At 67.2% G+C, this 14,919-nt stretch carries 16 protein-coding genes; 5 read left to right on the forward strand and 11 right to left on the reverse strand.

All coding sequences use genetic code 11. The annotated features are described in order from the left end of the window. Nucleotides 1-98: 98 nt before the first annotated feature. The 4 genes from ACIBG5_RS29545 to ACIBG5_RS29560 all read right to left on the reverse strand — a co-directional run bounded on the left by ACIBG5_RS29545 (nt 99) and on the right by ACIBG5_RS29560 (nt 4,924). Nucleotides 99-1,106 carry a LacI family DNA-binding transcriptional regulator gene (locus tag ACIBG5_RS29545; RefSeq protein WP_396394745.1) on the reverse strand — a complete coding sequence of 336 codons (1,008 nt, stop codon included), beginning with the start codon at nt 1,104-1,106 and terminating at the stop codon, nt 99-101. A gap of 81 nt (nt 1,107-1,187) precedes the next feature. After that, a complete protein-coding gene (locus ACIBG5_RS29550) occupies nt 1,188-2,516 on the reverse strand; it encodes an extracellular solute-binding protein (RefSeq protein WP_396394746.1) in 1,329 nt (442 codons plus the stop codon). 207 nt (nt 2,517-2,723) lie between these two features. After that, on the reverse strand, nt 2,724-3,929 hold the full coding sequence (gene hemW, locus ACIBG5_RS29555; RefSeq protein WP_396394747.1) for a radical SAM family heme chaperone HemW: 1,206 nt from the start codon (nt 3,927-3,929) through the stop codon (nt 2,724-2,726). Nucleotides 3,930-4,168: 239 nt separating this feature from the next. Beyond that, nucleotides 4,169-4,924, reverse strand: a complete 756-nt coding sequence (locus ACIBG5_RS29560) for an inositol monophosphatase family protein (RefSeq protein ID WP_396394749.1) — start codon at nt 4,922-4,924, stop codon at nt 4,169-4,171. 241 nt (nt 4,925-5,165) lie between these two features. Between ACIBG5_RS29560 and ACIBG5_RS29565 the strand changes: the two genes are divergently transcribed. Then, a complete protein-coding gene (locus ACIBG5_RS29565) occupies nt 5,166-5,972 on the forward strand; it encodes a hypothetical protein (protein ID WP_396394750.1) in 807 nt (268 codons plus the stop codon). Here ACIBG5_RS29565 and ACIBG5_RS29570 read toward each other — a convergent pair. Continuing rightward, a complete protein-coding gene (locus ACIBG5_RS29570) occupies nt 5,969-7,495 on the reverse strand; it encodes a SulP family inorganic anion transporter (RefSeq protein WP_396394751.1) in 1,527 nt (508 codons plus the stop codon). The two genes, ACIBG5_RS29565 and ACIBG5_RS29570, sit on opposite strands and share 4 nt — an antisense overlap. Nucleotides 7,496-7,682: 187 nt before the next feature. Here ACIBG5_RS29570 and ACIBG5_RS29575 point away from each other — a divergent pair, with 187 nt between their 5' ends. Further along, nucleotides 7,683-8,015, forward strand: a complete 333-nt coding sequence (locus ACIBG5_RS29575) for a hypothetical protein (protein WP_396394753.1) — start codon at nt 7,683-7,685, stop codon at nt 8,013-8,015. A gap of 19 nt (nt 8,016-8,034) precedes the next feature. On the opposite strand, the gene ACIBG5_RS29580 is transcribed toward ACIBG5_RS29575, so the two are convergent. Beyond that, complete coding sequence (locus ACIBG5_RS29580) at nt 8,035-8,523, reverse strand: GNAT family N-acetyltransferase (protein WP_396394754.1); 489 nt, start codon at nt 8,521-8,523, stop codon at nt 8,035-8,037. Nucleotides 8,524-8,633: 110 nt separating this feature from the next. Between ACIBG5_RS29580 and ACIBG5_RS29585 the strand changes: the two genes are divergently transcribed. After that, the gene (locus tag ACIBG5_RS29585) at nt 8,634-9,395 is read left to right on the forward strand and encodes a class I SAM-dependent methyltransferase (protein WP_396394755.1); all 762 of its coding nucleotides are present in this window, start codon (nt 8,634-8,636) and stop codon (nt 9,393-9,395) included. Here the strand turns inward: ACIBG5_RS29585 and ACIBG5_RS29590 are convergent. The 4 genes from ACIBG5_RS29590 to ACIBG5_RS29605 form a co-directional block, all read right to left on the reverse strand. Then, nucleotides 9,388-9,789 carry a hypothetical protein gene (locus tag ACIBG5_RS29590; RefSeq protein ID WP_396394756.1) on the reverse strand — a complete coding sequence of 134 codons (402 nt, stop codon included), beginning with the start codon at nt 9,787-9,789 and terminating at the stop codon, nt 9,388-9,390. The genes ACIBG5_RS29585 and ACIBG5_RS29590 overlap by 8 nt on opposite strands. Nucleotides 9,790-9,794: 5 nt before the next feature. Beyond that, nucleotides 9,795-11,168, reverse strand: a complete 1,374-nt coding sequence (locus ACIBG5_RS29595; protein WP_396394757.1) for a DUF4331 domain-containing protein — start codon at nt 11,166-11,168, stop codon at nt 9,795-9,797. 36 nt (nt 11,169-11,204) lie between these two features. Further along, nucleotides 11,205-11,480, reverse strand: coding sequence for a hypothetical protein (locus ACIBG5_RS29600; RefSeq protein ID WP_131350022.1), 276 nt, complete (start codon nt 11,478-11,480; stop codon nt 11,205-11,207). Nucleotides 11,481-11,547: 67 nt separating this feature from the next. Beyond that, nucleotides 11,548-12,195, reverse strand: coding sequence for a TetR/AcrR family transcriptional regulator C-terminal domain-containing protein (locus ACIBG5_RS29605; RefSeq protein ID WP_396394758.1), 648 nt, complete (start codon nt 12,193-12,195; stop codon nt 11,548-11,550). Between the two features lie 97 nt (nt 12,196-12,292). On the opposite strand from ACIBG5_RS29605, the gene ACIBG5_RS29610 reads away from it, so the two are divergent. Both ACIBG5_RS29610 and ACIBG5_RS29615 read left to right on the forward strand, forming a co-directional pair. Beyond that, the gene (locus tag ACIBG5_RS29610; protein ID WP_396394759.1) at nt 12,293-13,774 is read left to right on the forward strand and encodes an FAD-dependent monooxygenase; all 1,482 of its coding nucleotides are present in this window, start codon (nt 12,293-12,295) and stop codon (nt 13,772-13,774) included. Nucleotides 13,775-13,795: 21 nt separating this feature from the next. Further along, nucleotides 13,796-14,335, forward strand: a complete 540-nt coding sequence (locus ACIBG5_RS29615) for a DinB family protein (protein ID WP_396394760.1) — start codon at nt 13,796-13,798, stop codon at nt 14,333-14,335. Nucleotides 14,336-14,351: 16 nt separating this feature from the next. Here ACIBG5_RS29615 and ACIBG5_RS29620 read toward each other — a convergent pair whose 3' ends face one another. Beyond that, complete coding sequence (locus ACIBG5_RS29620; protein ID WP_396394761.1) at nt 14,352-14,840, reverse strand: NUDIX domain-containing protein; 489 nt, start codon at nt 14,838-14,840, stop codon at nt 14,352-14,354. Between the last annotated feature and the right edge of the window lie 79 nt (nt 14,841-14,919).

Raw genomic sequence — 14,919 nt, forward strand, 5'->3', positions numbered from 1 at the left:
TCCCTTTCCCTGGGGGACCTCACGGGCGTGACGCGATACGACAATCGTCGCAGCGGAGAGTGAACAACGGGGTGACATTACTCCTGGCGCGGCTCAGCTCAGGCGGAGTCGCGGACGATCAGTTCGGTCCCGTAGATCTCCGGGCTGGTGAGCTTCGCGCCGCCGATCTTGGCGAGCAGGATCTCGGCCAGCCGGGCACCCAGCTTCTCCACCGGCTGCCGCACGGTGGTCAGCCTCGGTGTGGTCGTGGTCGCGAGCACAGAGTCGTCGAACCCGACCACCGCGACGTCGTCCGGCACCCGCCGGCCGCGCTGCGACAACACCCGCAGCGCCGCGGTCGCCATCAGGTCGGACGCGACGAACAGACCGTCCAGGTCGGGGTGCTCGTCGAGCAGCCGTATCGCCGCCTGCTCACCACCGTCGGCGGTGAAGTCCCCGAACGCGACGGCCTCGGGCAGCTTGGCTTCCTTCATCACGTCCTGGTACCCGGTCAGCCGATCGAGGCCGGCCGTCATGTCGAGCGGACCGGTGATCGTCCCGAGCTTGCGGCGCCCGATCGACAACAGGTGCTCCACCGCCGTCCGCGCGCCCGCGACGTTGTCCACGTCCACACTGGCCACCGGTACCTCGACACCGATCGGCCGGGCGCTGAACACGATCGGCAACGGCAGCTGCGTCAATTCCTGCAGCACGTTGTCGCGGCCGTGGTGGCTGACGATGATCGCCCCGTCGACATGGCCGCCCCGCAGGTAGCGCAGCAGGCGTTGGTCGTCGGCCTCGGCCGGCTCGATCAGCAGCACCAGTTGCGACGACGTCGGCGCCAGCGTCCGGCTGACACCACGCAGGATGCCGGCGAAGAACGGGTCGGAGAAGACGCGGCTGTCCGGTTCGGGTACGACGATCGCGATCGAGTCGGTCTTGCGCGTCACCAGCGCACGGGCGGCGCGGTTCGGCACGTAGCCGAGTTCGCCGATCGCCCGCTCGACCGCGGCCACCGTCTGCGGCAGCACCTTCGGCGAGCCGTTCACCACCCGCGAAACAGTCGCCCGAGAGACACCCGCGAGCGCCGCGACCTGCTCCAGCGTGGGAGAACCCGAGCGGTCCATCGGTCCTCCCCGCCTCGGTTGATGTGCCTTCACACCGTAGTACTTCGGCCGGGCGTTCGCGCGCCGCCGGCGGCCGGGGTGTCAGCCACTCTTCCGGGTGTTCGCGGCCTTGTCGGCGAGGTCGAGCGCCTGCTTCCAGGCCGCGTCGGGAGGCTGCTTGCCTTCGTCGACCTTGGTCAGTGCGGCGCTGAACACCTGGTTGATCTCACCATCGCGTGGTCCCTTGTGCTGCTTGAGGATCACGTTCTTCGCGCGGTTGACGAAGATCTGCCCGACCGGCGCGTTGTTGAAGTACGGGTTCACCTGCGACTTGACCTGCGGATCGTCGTACGCGTCGAGTGTCGAGGGGAACGAGCCGACCTTCTTGAACACCTTGATCTGCTGCTCGGGCGCGGTCAGCCAGGCAGCCAGCCGGGCCGCCTCGACCGGTTGCGGCGACTGCTTCGGCACGGTCAGATACGAACCGCCCCAGTTGCCGCCACCGCCGGGGAACACGTCGGCGACGTCCCACTTGCCCTTGCCGTAGCTGCCGGCGTTGCCCTGGATCACGCCGAGCAGCCAGCCGGGGCAGGCCATCGTCGCGAACCTGTCGGTGCGGAACGCCTTGTTCCACTCGTCGCTCCAGGCCGGCAGCCCGGCGGACAGGCCGTCGGCGGTGCCCTTCACCACCTGGTCCCAGGTCTTCTTCAGCAGCGGGTTCTCCGCGCCGAGGAAGCGGTCCTGGTTGGAGTAGTAGGCCTGGATCAGCTGGTTGCGCATCGCCTCCCAGGTCAGTACGGCGGAGTCGTACCAGGCCGAGCCGGGCACCTTCTGCTTGAACTTCCGGCCGGTGGCGAAGTACGACGACCAGTCGGTGAACAACTTCGCGACCTGAGCTCGGTCGGTCGGCAGCCCGGCCTTCGCGAACAGGTCGCGGCGGTAGCAGATCGCCTCCGGCCCGATGTCGGTGCCGTACCCGATGATCTTGCCGTCCGGGGTGGTCGCACCGGCGACCTTCCAGTCCAGCCAGCGGTCCTTCAGGTCGTTGGCGCCGTAGTCGCGCAGGTCGACGAACTGGTCCGCCTTGGCCAGGTAGTTGTAGATCCAGCTGACCTCCATCGCCTCGATGTCGGCCAGGCCGGACCCGTTCGCCAGGTTGGTGTCCAGGTTCTTGATGTGCGCGTCGACGGTGGGCGCGCGGCGCTCGACGATCTTGATGTTCGGGTGCTGGGCCTCGTACTCGCGGTACAGGTCCTCGTAGCCGAACTCGTTGAAGGTGGCGATGGTCAGTTCGATCTTCGGGCCGTCGCCGGCATTGTTGCCTGAGGCATCCGACCCCCCGGACCCACCGCAGGCGGAGGCGAGCAGAACGGCAGTACAAGCACACAGCAGTGCGATGGGGCGGAGGCCGGCACCGTTTCTGGGCCGCATCAAAAGCTCCCTGGACTGGACGGAGTTGAGAGCGCTCTCGGATCGCGAAAGTGTGCTGAGTTTCAAGCGTCGCGACTGGGTATGTCAAGCACTTCGTCGTCACGCAGCGAAACGAGACCGACCAGGTCAGTACATACTTCCGCGCGTCGTCACGCAGCGAACCGCGTCGATCACCGAACGCTGACCACAGGGAGTGATATCAGAACGCTAGGGCAGCAGGTCCCGGACGACCGCGTCGGCGAGGAGACGACCCTGGCGGGTGAGGACCAGACGGTCCGCCTCCCGCGTCACCAGGTCGGGCATCCGCTCCGCCGCGGCTCTGCCTTCGTCGTCGAGTACGTCGAGTGGGAGGCCGGCGGACAACCGGATCTCGAGCAGGACACGTTCCACCCGGCGGGTCTCGGCGTCGAGGGTTTCGCGTGCGTACGCTGGACTGTCGTCGGCGCCGAGGCGGTCGGCGTACGCGCTGGGATGCTTGACGTTCCACCAGCGAACGCCGCCGACGTGGCTGTGCGCGCCGGGGCCGATCCCCCACCAGGTGTCGCCGCGCCAGTAGAGCTCGTTGTGCCGGCAGCGGGCGTCCTCGGTGCGGGCCCAGTTGGAGACCTCGTACCAGGTCAGGCCTTGGGCGGACAGCATCTCGTCGGCCAGCACGTACTTGTCGGCGAGGTCGTCGTCGTCCGGCATCGGCAGCTCGCCGCGCCGGACCCGGCGGGCCAGTTGGGTCCCGTCCTCGACGATCAGCGCGTAGGCGCTCACGTGATCAGGCTGCGCCGACAGCGCCGACTCGAGCGAGGCCCGCCAGTCGTCGAGTGACTCGCCGGGGGTGCCGTAGATCAGGTCGAGGTTGACGTGCTCGAACCCGGCCGCGGTCGCTTCCTTCACCGCGTCGAGCGCTCGGCCGGGCGTGTGCTGCCGGTCGAGAATCCTCAGCACGTGCGACGAGGCGCTCTGCATGCCGAAGCTCACCCGGGTGAACCCGGCCTCGAGGAGACCTTCGAGGTACGCCGGATCCACCGACTCCGGATTGGCCTCGGTCGTCACCTCGGCGCCCGGCGCCAGTCCGAACTCGTCGCGTACCGCGGCCAGCATCTTCCCGAGGTCCTTGGCCGGCAGGAGGGTCGGCGTACCGCCGCCGAAGAACACCGTGTCGACGGGTTGATCCAGGCTCTGGAGGACTCGCCGAGCCATCCGCACCTCGCCGATCGCGGTGTCGGCGTACGACGCCTGGGACGCGCCGCCACCGAGCTCCGTCGCGGTGTACGTGTTGAAGTCGCAGTACCCGCAGCGGGACGCGCAGAACGGCACATGGAGGTAGAACCCGAGCGGCCGCGTGGCGGCCTCGCGAACTGCGGTTTCCGGCAGCGCCCCGTCCCGGGGCGCAACCTCCCCCTCGGGCAATGTCGACGGCACCCACCCATCGTACGGACTCGATTTTGACAGGATCGCTGCGCAGTTGTGCTGGCAGACAGTAGTCACTTGATTACATTCAGATCATGGAGACCGGGGCTAGTTGCCGACGGCTACCTCTCCAATCCCTAACCACCGGCAGACACGCCGCCGTCCTGGTCAGTACGCCGTAGTCGTCCAGCGGGACGTGGTTGATCCCACGCGTCATCCCGCTCTTGGTGTGCGGCTCGGCCCGCGGTCCGTCACGGGTAGTTGAGGGTGGTGAGGAGTTGGGTGTGCAGGTTGGCGTTGGAGTAGAGGCCGCCGCCTTGGTCGCCGGTGTGGGTTCCGGTTGGGTTGGTGAAGTGGCCGCCGGCTTCTTCGACGAGGAGGATCCAGGGCGCGTGATCCCAGAGGTGGTAGCGCTCTACCAGGAAGGCATCGATCTCGCCACGAACGAGCTCGATCAGCGGGAGAGGGGTGGCCGGTGGGTTGGCCACGGCCGGTGCCAGGCGGGCTCTGGACGCGGCGTCCAGAGCCTCGATCCGAGCATCAGCCAAGCTTGACGTGGTGCTGACCTCGAGGCGCTTCGCTTCGGCCGCCTCGCGTGGCCAGGACGACTCGAAGGAACCGCCGCCACGGGTCGCCCACCAGCAGCGTCGCAGCGCCGGCGCAGTGACGACCGCCATCTCGATGCTCCCGGCAACCTCCAGCGCAATCTGAACCCGCCAGTTCGGATCATGCCGGCTGAAGTACGACGTACCGTCGATCGGATCGATGATCCAGACCCGATCGGACTCACCGAGCCGACCGAGTTCCTCGCCGAGGAGCGCATCGTCCGGTCTGGCCGCAGACAACGTCTTGCGAACCAATCGCTCGACCGCCCGATCAGCTTCCGTGACCGGTGTGCCGTCAGCCTTCAGCGTTGCCGAAACGCCGGACTCGAAGTACCCGAGCGCGACGTCCGCCGCCAGATCCGAGGTGTCGAACGCCAGTTGCAAGTCATCAGCGCCGTCCACAACCAACGACGCTATCAGCCCAGACCGTCGGCTCGACCTGCCGTACATCATCATGGACCGGGTGAGCGATGAGTCCGTGAAGGTGCGCGCTCAGATGTCCTGATGGTTGTGAGAGAGGATGCGGTGGGTAGTGCCTGAGCTTTCTGAGTGGCCTGGGGATCGGGAAGACATTGCCGGGCTGTCGGCCTGGGTGGGCTCGGTCTTGCCGGGGGTGGTTCGGGGGCCCGTTGAAGTGCTCAGGGTGAAGCGGTGGGGAGCTACCGGGTTGTTCGAGGTGGACGGCGAGTACGTCGTCGTCAAGCACGCCTCTCCGGTCGTGTACCCGCATGCTGCCGCCGTGCATCGGGCGGTTGAGCGCGCGTACCCGCAGGCGACGGCGGCGCTGCTTGCGCATGACGATCATCCTGTCTGGCAGCGTTGCGTTTTCGCGTTTGTGGGCGGCCCGACTGTCGAGAAGACGGGACCCGCTGCTCTGGTGACGCAGGCGAGGACGCTCGGTGAGGTGCAAAGCGCGATGGCCGACGCTGAGCTCAGTGGCCTGCCGCACTACGACCTGTCCGCGATTCCGGAGACTCTACTGACGGACCTCAGCCGGGTGGCCGATCTGGACGACGAGTTGGTCGCCGGGCTGCGTCGTCACCTTCCCACTCTGCAACGCGGCATCGAGGAACTGACCGCGGTCGTGCCGAGCTCGATCGATCACCCGGACGTCCAGGGCACCAACGGTCTGGTGCGAGACGACGGGTCTGTTGTTCTGCTCGACTGGGAAGAGGCCAGGGTCGGTTGCCCGATGCTCTCCCTGGATCGACTGCTGCAGGAGGCGGACGAGTTGGGCAACGTCCCCGACGTACTGTCGGCCTACCTGGACGCCGTACCGTGGGGAAGCGCTGCCGAGAGGCGCCGGCTGGCGGGGATCGCGCTGCAGGTCGCGCCGCTCAAACTGGCGGTCGAGGCTCGCGAGTACGCCCAACTCCTCGACCTACCCGATCCACACACCAGATACGTAACGCGCCTCGTCACCCGAAGCCTGTCCCGTATCCCCGACTAGTGGCCGGCGCTGAGCTGCCCGGCCAGGCGCTGGTGGCGTTCCGCGCTGGAAGGGTTCAGGCCGACGATACTGACGGTTTTGCCGTACCGCTCGTACTTCGTGGTGATCGCGTCCAGGGTCGCCACGGTCGACGCGTCCCAGATGTGGGAGTCGGTCAGGTCGATGACCACGTTCGCGGGGTCGCCCCGATAGTCGAACTGGTAGACGAGGTCGTTGCTGGAGGCAAAGAAGAGCTCACCGCTGACGGCGTACGTCTTGGTGTTCTCGTCGGGGTGAGCCACCTCGCTGACGGTGGTGAAGTGGGCGACGCGGCGCGCGAACAACACCATCGCGACGAGGACACCGACGACGACCCCGATAGCGAGGTTGTGGGTGATGACGACGATCACGACGGTCGACAGCATCACGATCGTTTCACTGCGCGGCATCCGGCGCAGCGTCTTGGGCCGAATGCTGTGCCAGTCGAACGTGCCGACCGAGACCATGATCATCACCGCGACCAGCGCGGCCATCGGGATGTCACCGACGAGGTCTCCGAGGCCGACGACGAGGATCAGCAGGAACACGCCGGCCAGGAACGTGGAGATCCGGGTCCTGGCACCGGAGGCCTTCACGTTGATCATCGTCTGGCCGATCATCGCGCAACCGCCCATCCCACCGAAGAAGCCGGTGATGATGTTCGAGACGCCCTGCCCCCAGGCTTCGCGGGTCTTCACCGAGTGTGTGTCGGTGATGTCGTCGACGAGCTTGGCGGTCATCAGGGATTCGAGCAGTCCGACGAGAGCCATCGCGACGGCGTACGGCGCGATGATGCGCACCGTGTCGAGGTTCAGCGGCACGTCCGGGAAGAAGAGTGATGGCAGGCTGTCGGGCAGTTTGCCCTCATCCCCCACGGTCGGCACAGTGACCGAGGTCAGCGCCACGAACAGCGTGACGGCGAGGATGGCGATCAGCGGGGCCGGGACCGCCTTGGTCAGCTTCGGCAGGAACACCATCACCGCGATGCCGGCCGCGACCAGCGGGTAGACCAGCCAGGGGACGTGGGTCAGATGTGGAAGCTGCGCCAGGAAGATCAGGATCGCGAGCGAGTTGACGAAGCCGACCATGACCGAGCGAGGGATGAACCGCATCAGCCGGGCGACACCGAGCACGCCCAGGACGACCTGCAGGATCCCGGCCAGGATCACCGTGGCGACGAAGTACTCGAAGCCGTGGTTGCGCATCACCGGCGCGATCACCAGCGCGACCGCTCCGGTGGCCGCGGAGATCATCGCCGGGCGTCCGCCCAGGAACGCGATCGACACCGCCATCGTGAAGGAGGCGAACAGCCCGACCCTCGGGTCCACGCCGGCGATGATCGAGAAGCTGATCGCCTCGGGAATCAGCGCCAGCCCGACGACGAGGCCGGCCAGCACCTCCGTCCGCAGGCGCCGTGGGGAACGCAGCGCCGCCAGGACGGATGTGACGTCGGTCAGGGACGGAACGGATCCGGGCGTGGCTGACTCAGGCGTCAGCGAGGTCATGCGGTCTCCAGACACAGGCACAGGCGGGCCTCAGGGCAGGCCGGCTCCTGCGCATCCTTGCGCGGGCGTCACAGCTCGAGGGTCGCTTGATCGGGACAGGCGGGGTGAGGTGCAGACAGGCGGGTGAGGAGCACCAGATCGCCTCACTGTCCCAAACTCTACCCTGACGTGTGAGAGGAGAGTTGTGATGTCGAGAGTCAAGATCGAGGTCTGCGTCCCCGACGACCACGTGTCCGCGATCCTGGCGGCGCTGGAATCCGCCGGTGCCGGACGGGTCGGCCGGTACGACCAAGTGACCAGCTTCTGGCAGATCGGCGGAACCTGGAAGCCGATGCCCGGCGCCGAACCCTTCGACGGCGAGATCGGGAAGCTGATGCACGGGACCGAGACCCGAGTCGAGTCCGAATGCGAGACCTCAGCGGCAGCAGTCGTCCTGAAGGCGCTGAAGGCGGCCCATCCTTACGAGGAGCCGATCATCCGGTTCATCCCGCTGTACCAACCCACCGAGCTCGAGCCCTGACGCTGAGGAGCAAGTGCTCTCACGTCTGTAGCGCGTCGAGGACGTAGATGTACTCCTGGATGCCGTCGTCGGACGGCGGTGCGGTTGCTTCTTGGGCGTGGTCTCGGTGGAAGCCGCACTTTTCCAGGACGCGGATCGAGCCGGCGTTGTGGGCTGCGACGTGGGCAGTCAGGGGCCGGGTTGGCATCTGGGTCAGGAACTGTGTGACGGCCTCCGTGGCGATGCCTCTGCCCCAGAGTTCGCGGCCGACCCAGTAGCCGAGCATTTGCTGGCCGTCCTGTTCCCAACTCACGACGTTTCCCGCCACCGCGCCGTCCGCCACGATCGTCCAGTGGATCTTGGTGTCGTCGCCGCGGATCTTCGCCCAGTGCGCGGTGACCTGATCCTTGTCGCGAGCCGGAACCGCGGCCATCTCGTTCGCGATGGGATCGGCCTGGTGGTCGAAGAACACCTCGACGTCCTGATCCTCGACCGGCCTGAGGCGAACCTCATGCGTCACTTCGGCCATCTCCCGCTCCTTTACCTCGGTCCCGTACGTCGACCACCCGATCGTCGCACCGGCCACCGACAGTTTGCGGGACGGTCAGATCGACCCGGCGAACTGCGAAGATGGCGGCCATGCGTTCATTCGAGGAACTCATCGCAGAAGGTGAAGCCGTCTCGGTCGAGGGCTGGGATTTCTCCTGGTTCGAGGGCCGCGCCACCGAGGAACGTCCGTCGTGGGGATACCAGAAGCTCATCGGCACCCGGATGGCGACCGCCGAGGCGGCCCTCGACATCCAGACCGGCGGCGGCGAGGTGCTGGCCGGAATCCCGACTGCGCCGTCACGGCTCGCCGCGACCGAGTCGTGGCCACCCAACCTGGAGATTGCGCGGCGCAACCTCGCGCCCCACGGCGGCACCGTGGTCGAGGTTGCGGACGACGCCCCGCTGCCGTTCGACCCGGAGTCGTTCGACCTCGTCGTGAGCCGGCATCCGACCGTGGTGATCTGGCCGGAGATCGCCCGGGTACTGCGGTCTGGTGGCGTGTATCTGTCTCAACAGATCGGCTCCGGCACCGTGATCGAGTTGACCGAATACATGATGGGGCCACAGCCTGTCGGTACAGGACGCAGTACCGAGAAGGCTGTGGCCTCAGCAGAGTCCGTCGGGCTGTCCGTCGTACAGGTCCGGCCGGAGTCGTTGCGGATGGAGTTCTTCGACATCGCCGCGGTGGTTCACTTCCTGCGCAAGGTGATCTGGATCGTTCCGGACTTCACCGTGGAGCGATATCGCGACCGGCTGCTGGCGTTGCACGAGCAGATCCAGCGAGACGGTGTGTTCGTGGCGACCAGCGAACGGTTCCTCTTCGAGGCACAGAAGCCGAGCCCCGTCAGCTAGGCCAGGTCGCCTCGGTGACCCGGCCGCCGTGGATCTCGACCGTCAGCTGCACCGGGCCGTGCGGGCGGAGGTAGAGCTCGTAGGTGCCCTGGGCAACTTCTGAGAAGACCGCGGAGTGCGCTGTCGTGCCATCGGGCTTCGGCCGAGGTACGACGGCCACATGCGGCGCAGACCCGTGCCCATGCCCGTGGTCGTGGTCGTGGTCGTGGTCGTGATGGTGATGGTGATGGGAAGGACCCGACGAGCCGGCCTTGCGGAGTTCGACCTCCTCGTCTTCGAGGTCGGCCGGCATGGCGATCACGAGGGCACCGATGTCCCCGCCGATGTCGAGCAGGACCGAGGACCCCTTCCCCGCATGGGGATTCTCGACCGCGTTGTTCCCTGGGCCGCTCATCGTGATCACGCGGCCGGGGTGCCCGGCAGCGACTGGTAGCCGCCGCCCGGAGTACCGAGGTAGGGGAAGCGGTCGAGCAGCGGGCCGTTGGTGTTCGACGTACCGTCCTTGATCGCACCGGCCGCGTCGTCGGGCTTGAACGACTTGTCGACCAGCGGGATCGTGATGCCGGCGACGGCCCGCAGTTCGACCGTCACGACGTCGTCGATCAGGCGCCGGCCGTTCGGGAATCCGGCCGCGTCACCCGCGACCAGGCCGAGTGGGTTGGGCGACTTGGCCGGCGGTACGGCGACGTTGAGGCGCAACATGTCGGCCTGGACCGGACCGGTGTAGTTCTGGAAGCCGTCGACGACATCCTTCGGGATGCCGGTCAGCAGGATCGCCGCCAGGTCCGCACGTGGCTTCTTGTACGCCGCCAACCTCGGGAACACACCCGGGTACAGCACCGGCAGCAGGCCGGCGAGCTCCGGCTTGGTGACGAATCCGGCGAACCGCTTGTCGGCCGACGGTGGCAGGCTGTTCCAGCGGTCCTTCTCCGCCATCGGCACGATGACCTCGTTGAACAGCGGGTTGCCCAGCCGTGAGACCTGCTTGTAAGGGCCGTGCCACACCGAGGTGCCGTTGCCGTCGACGATCCGGGACTGCTGACGGCTGGCCGACGCGTAGACACCGATGACGGACTTGGGGTCCAGCACCTTCGTCGGCCGGCGGCCGTCGCGGGTCAGGTCGGTGATCGGGACCTGGATCGCGATGGTGTGCACGTTGGAACCCTGCAGCCCGTTCACGCCCATAGCGGCGGCAGACGGGATCAGGTGAGCCATCTGGAAAGGCCGCAGGGTGCCGAGGTCGAAGATGCTGCCCAGGTCGGCCCAGAACGCGTCGGCGCGCTGCCCCGCGAACACCTTGCGACCGGTGCCGATGGTGTGGATCGCCTGGCGGGCGAGCCTGGCGTAGTTCGGCGTACTGCGGACTCCGACGTTGACCGGCGGGGCGGTCAGGTTCCGGGCGAGGGTCCGGGACCGGCCTTGCTCGACGCGGGTCACGGAGTAGTACTGCGGCCGGTTCCAGGTACGGTCCTTGATCGACGTGATCGGACCGGTGTTGTACAGGAACGTCTTCTTGTTCCGGATCTCGGCGCGGAAGCGGAACTGGTAGCTGATGTCGGCCTGCCCGGTTCCACGGTTGGAGATGTGGATCTGGTAGAGCACGTCGTCGCCGAACTCGTAGAAGTTCGGCCCGCCGAACGGGTTCTGGAACGGGATGAAGTTGGCGATGATCGTGACCGTGTCCGGTGCGTCCGGACTGACGAACGCGTAGACATCGGTGTTGTCGGCCACCGGATCCTTCGAGATCTCCGGTGCCTCGCGGTGCGAAGACATGACAATTCCTCCAAGAACAGATGCTGAAAGGCTGGATCAGGCGGTCGTCACGCCGGCAAGGCGGGCCGCGAGTTCACGATCGGTCACGAGCACCTCGCGGTGGCCGACCATGATCGCCAGTTGACCGGACTTCACGTCCTTGACGTGGACGACGAACGACTCGGCGTCAGCCAGGTCGCCCGGTTCCAGCGATGTCTTCGCCGCGTCCGCGGCCTTGTCGCCGACCGCACCAACCGCTGCGACCGCTCCCACCGCCGCAACCGTCCCCGCGCCCGCGAACACCAGGAACCCCCGGCGCGTTGCGTTACTCATGTGCTGACCTCCCACTGGTAGAAACCCCGTGCAGCCGACATTCGGGGCGTTCTCACCAGCGGATGGGTCAGACTTTCGGTCGCGCGGTCGCGTGGACTCCGGCAAGGATGATCCGCAGGCCGTGGTCGAACTCCGCGTCGGGGTCGGCAGTGAACAGGTCTCCGACCATCCGTGCCGTCAACGGGTAGCGGTCGGCGTCGACGGCCTGGGCGAGCTGCTCGGGGTTGTACGGATTGCCGTCGGGATACGCGACGCCGGTCTGCGCCTGCTCTTCGAGGACGAAGCCGATCGTGTAGTGCAGGAGAATCGGGAAGATCCGTACGGCGTCCCGCATCGGGAAACCGGCGTCTTCCAGGGTGCGCAACGTCAGCTCGGTCACCCGCCACATCGAGTCGTCACTGACGTTCGTGCCGGCCAGCACCCGAGCGCCGTCGCGGTACCGCAGCAGCGCCGCGCGCAGGCGGCCGGCCAGCTCGATCAGCCAGTCCTGCCACTGCGTCCCGCGCCGCGGCGCCTCGATGCCGTCGACGGCGGAGACGAACAGCACGCGAGCCATCGCGTCCAGCAACTCCTGCTTGTTCTTGACGTGCCAGTAGAGCGCGGGCGCCTGTACGCCGAGCTCGGCCGCCACCTTGCGCATCGTCAGGCCGTCGACGCCCGTGTCGTCGAGCAGCCCCAAGGCGGCCGTGGCGATGGCGCCGGCATCGAGCTTCACGTTGCCTCCTGTGTCTGCATCTGCCTTGACAGCTTAACAGTGTTCTGTTTTCCTTAACAGCATTAAAGCCAATTTAACGTTGTTAAGGAGCGAACTCATGCAGACTCAGGTGCTCATCGCCGGCGCCGGACCGACCGGACTGATGCTGGCCGGGGAACTCCGGCTGGCCGGGATCGACGTGATCGTGGTGGACGCCCTGCCGGCCCGGACGGGCGAGTCCCGCGCGGGCGGCATCCACGCTCGGACCATGGAAGTGTTCGACCAGCGCGGTCTGCTGGAGCGGATGCTGCCGCACGGGCGGCCGATCCAGGCTGGTCACTTGGCCGGGCTGCCGCTGGACTTCTCCGACTTCCCCACCCGCTACCCGCACACGCTGGCCATCGTGCAGGCCGAGATCGAACGGGAACTCGACCAGCACGCCACCTCTCTGGGAGCACCGGTGCGGTGGGCCTCCCCGGTGCTCGGGTTCCGCCAGGACGCGACTGGTGTCGACGTCGAGATCGGCGGCCCGGACGGCGGCTGGATCCGCGCCGCGTACCTGGTCGGCTGCGATGGCGGACGAAGCGCCGTACGGAAAATGGCCGGGATCGGCTTCGACGGGACCGACGCGACCATGACCGGCATGCTGGCCGACGTCGAGCTGACCGACCCGCCTGCCGGTCCCCTCTTCTCGCAGCGCGGCGGTCCTGGCGACTTCTCCGTCCTCAACTTCCAGGAGGGCTGGTACCGGTTGATCGTGCAGCGGCACGACCGCGTTCTCGACCGTGCGGTCGAGCCTGGGTTCGAGGCCTTCCGCGAGTCGTTCCGTGAGGTCGCGGGCACCGACTTCGGTATGCACAGTCCGCGCTGGTTGTCGCAGTACGGCGATGCTGCGCGGCAGGCTGATCGCTATCGCGAGGGTCGGGTGTTCCTGGCCGGCGATGCCGCCCACATCCACTACCCCGCGGGTGGTCAGGGATTGAACATGGGCGTCCAGGATGCGGTGAACCTCGGCTGGAAGCTGGCGACTGTCCTGCGCGGCGAGGCGTACGACGACCTGCTCGACAGCTACGCGAGCGAGCGGCATCCGGTGGCTGCTCGCGTTCTGCACAACACGCGGGCGCAGACCGCACTGTCGCGACCCGGCCCGCACAGCGAGGCGCTGCGCGAGATCTTCGCCGGTTTGTTCGACATCGACGACGTACGCCGGCGGCTCGGGCTGATGATCGCGGCGCTCGACATCTGCTACGACACGAAGTGCGACCACCCGCTGGCCGGACGCCGGGTGCCCGATGCCGATCTCGTCACGGCCGATGGAGCCGGTCGTGTGCACAGACTGTTGGCTGCGGGGCGTCCGATCCTGCTGGCGCTCAACGGCGGCGACGTACCGTCGGTCGACGGCTGGGCGGACCGGATCGACTGCGTGACGGCCACTTGTCCCGGCGAGCAGTGGACGGTCCCGGGCGTCGGTGAGATCAGCGTGCCCGCAGCAGTGCTCATCCGACCGGACGGGTACGCCGCTTGGGCCACCAATGGGCCCGACGACGGGCTGACCGATGCTCTCAGCATCTGGTTCGGTCCGGCCCACCTCACGACCTGACGCGGGCATAGGCTGCTGAGCATGACCGGCCTGGACGAGCAGGGACGCCCGTTGCCTCCTCTTGCGGGCGGTGAGATCGAGACGATCGTGGGTTTCCTGGAGTACCAGCGGGCGACGTTCGCCTGGAAGTGCTCCGGCCTGGACGCGGCCGGGCTACGGGCGACCGTGGGCGTGTCGACGATGACGCTGGGCGGGATGCTCAAGCACGTCGCGTTCTACGAGGACCATTGGTTCTCCTATTGCCTGCGGGGGAACGAGCGCCAGGCCATCTGGAACGACGACTACTTCGACGCCGACCCCGATTGGGAGTGGAACTCGGCCGCCGATGACTCCCCCGAGGAACTGCAGGCGCTCTGGCAGGACGCGGTGGCCCGCTCCCGCGATCTGCTCTCCGAAACCTTGGCGGACGGCGGCCTGGACCGCCCGGCAGGACGCACCCGGAGGGACGGCACCACGCCCAGCGCACGCTGGATCGTCATGCACATGATCGAGGAATACGCCCGCCACAACGGCCACGCCGACCTCATCCGAGAGTCCATCAACGGCCTCGTCGGCGAGTGACCGGAACCTCGAACACCTAGCCGGTGACCTCGCACGAACCATCTGCACCGATCGTGACGAAGCGGAGTGCCTCGTCGTGGCGGCCGTGGCTCAGCCAATGGGCGAAGGCGATGCGAGCCGTGGGCGGCATCTTGAGGTCCGAGGGATCCACTGTCAGATCGAACCAGTGGAGATCGCCCTCGGTACAGTCGACGGGAAGCGGCGCCTCGGGCCGGAGTACGGCGGTGAAGTAGTAGGTCTGGCGTAGTTCGGTGCCGGTGTCCCTAAGTGCTACATACCGCAGGGCAAGATCAGAGATCTGGTCAGGACGCACGCCGATCTCCTCTTCCAGCTCGCGGAGAGCACCGGCTGTGGGGTCATTGATCTCGCCGGGTTCGAGGTGGCCGCCGATTCCGACCCAGGAGTCCTCGTCCATCGCACGCGAGCCCTTCCGGTACAGCAGCAGGACCTGGCCGCCGCGGACAAGGAACACCGACGTCATCAGCCGGCTGGATCTCGAGCCCACGCGCGGAGGCTACACGAACGAGCTGGGTACTTAGGCGGCCGCGCACAGTACGGCGGATCCCTAGGAGGTTCTCGGGGAT

The sequence above is a fragment of the Kribbella sp. NPDC050241 genome, from assembly GCF_044459685.1.
Lineage (GTDB): Bacteria > Actinomycetota > Actinomycetes > Propionibacteriales > Kribbellaceae > Kribbella.